This window comes from Algoriphagus lacus (genome assembly GCF_003583985.1).
Classification (GTDB): Bacteria; Bacteroidota; Bacteroidia; order Cytophagales; family Cyclobacteriaceae; genus Algoriphagus; species Algoriphagus lacus.
Genome location: NZ_QXML01000033.1, coordinates 1 through 1,197 on the forward strand (window position 1 = coordinate 1; position 1,197 = coordinate 1,197).

The 1,197-nt window shown below is 43.7% G+C and carries 2 protein-coding genes; both read right to left on the minus strand.

Going from position 1 to position 1,197, the window contains the following annotated elements; all coding sequences use genetic code 11:
* Window positions 1–57: 57 nt before the first annotated feature.
* Window positions 58–708: a DUF6266 family protein gene (locus tag D0X99_RS20265; protein WP_119479691.1), complete on the minus strand. Its 651-nt coding sequence runs from the start codon at window positions 706–708 to the stop codon at window positions 58–60.
* A 199-nt stretch (window positions 709–907) separates the two neighbouring features.
* Window positions 908–1,123 (minus strand): hypothetical protein, encoded by a 216-nt coding sequence (locus tag D0X99_RS20270; RefSeq protein ID WP_119479692.1) that lies wholly within the window; start codon window positions 1,121–1,123, stop codon window positions 908–910.
* Window positions 1,124–1,197 lie beyond the last annotated feature (74 nt).

Here is a 1,197-nt window from a genome sequence, read left to right on the forward strand (position 1 = left end):
TGGTTAGGGAGCTTATCGAAATATGTCGAAGCATCCGAATTCCCTTAAACACAACAATCACACCTTCCCCAAATACACCGAATCCGAAAGCAGGGATTTACCGGTTTTGATATTGAGTTGACTGAAGGCAAGGTACACATGCCAGGAAAGGACTGATTGATCCGGACCTAAGGTAATGATCGCCTGCCCGGAATTCCTCCTAAACTTCTGTTCAGACCAGATGTACTTTTCTTGTTCCGGGCAATAGCACAGGATAAAGGTCTCATCGGTGGCTTGGGCTTTTCCTTCCGTGGAATTGTCCAACCAGGTGATTTCCATCGAATTTCCATTTTTGGAAATTTGGGGATTCCTGGGGCCAAGCAGGTTTCCTTTGCTGATGCTCAAAAAGGCCGGATCGATCTTAGGTTCGCGGGTAGGATTGTATCCCTTGGTGTTAATTTCAGAATAAGCCCAATGCATTCCTTTCTTGCTTTGGGTCAGGAATTCCTGATAGCCAAAGTCCAGCGCCCGTTTGATCGGCTTAAGAAAAGCATTTATGGTTTTGAGTTTTTCCCGCTGCATCAGCTGAAGCGGACTGGGGTGGTGCTTGTTTTTGTGGTTTGCGGCTGGTCTGCTGCGAACCACCGTTTTGCCGTTGAGGGTATAGAAAACCAGATTTCCGATTTTGCCCTTGGGCAGGATCACATTGGAGTTGGGTAAAGTAGCCATTGGCTTAAAAATTTGGAGATGAAACAAATTGAAAATCAAACTAAGGAAAACATTTTAAAAAGCAAAATTCCAAGTAATGTAAGCAATAGAATTTCAGTGAATTAGAGTAGGGTATGTATAGCGTATTAAACTATCCAAACCCTATCAAAGAACTAATTAAACCCTATTGAAACCCTAAATAAACTGATTGATGTGATCCTCATTTTTCAGGATTCACCGGGGATGGTATGTTTTCGGAAATCCAGTTCCAAAGCAATTCAAAGAAGAATAGTCTGATTGCGGGATCTTCGCCTTCCAGATGCTCCAGCTGGTAGCAAACCCAACCTTTATGCATTTCCCAAAGGTACTTTTGGATGGTTTCGGGATCGTGGAGTTCAAGGAGTTCTTTTCCTGGAATGGAGGTCAATGGGTTCATGGCTGTCTGGTTTTAAGATTTTCAGCGACCGTGAGTTCCAATTTCATGCATTCCTCGATTAGCCGGGAGACATG

Coding starts and splice junctions, on each gene's coding strand:
- D0X99_RS20265 (WP_119479691.1), bottom strand. CDS start 708: ATGGCTACTTTACCCAACTCCAATGTGATCCTGCCCAAGGGCAAAATC.
- D0X99_RS20270 (WP_119479692.1), bottom strand. CDS start 1,123: ATGAACCCATTGACCTCCATTCCAGGAAAAGAACTCCTTGAACTCCAC.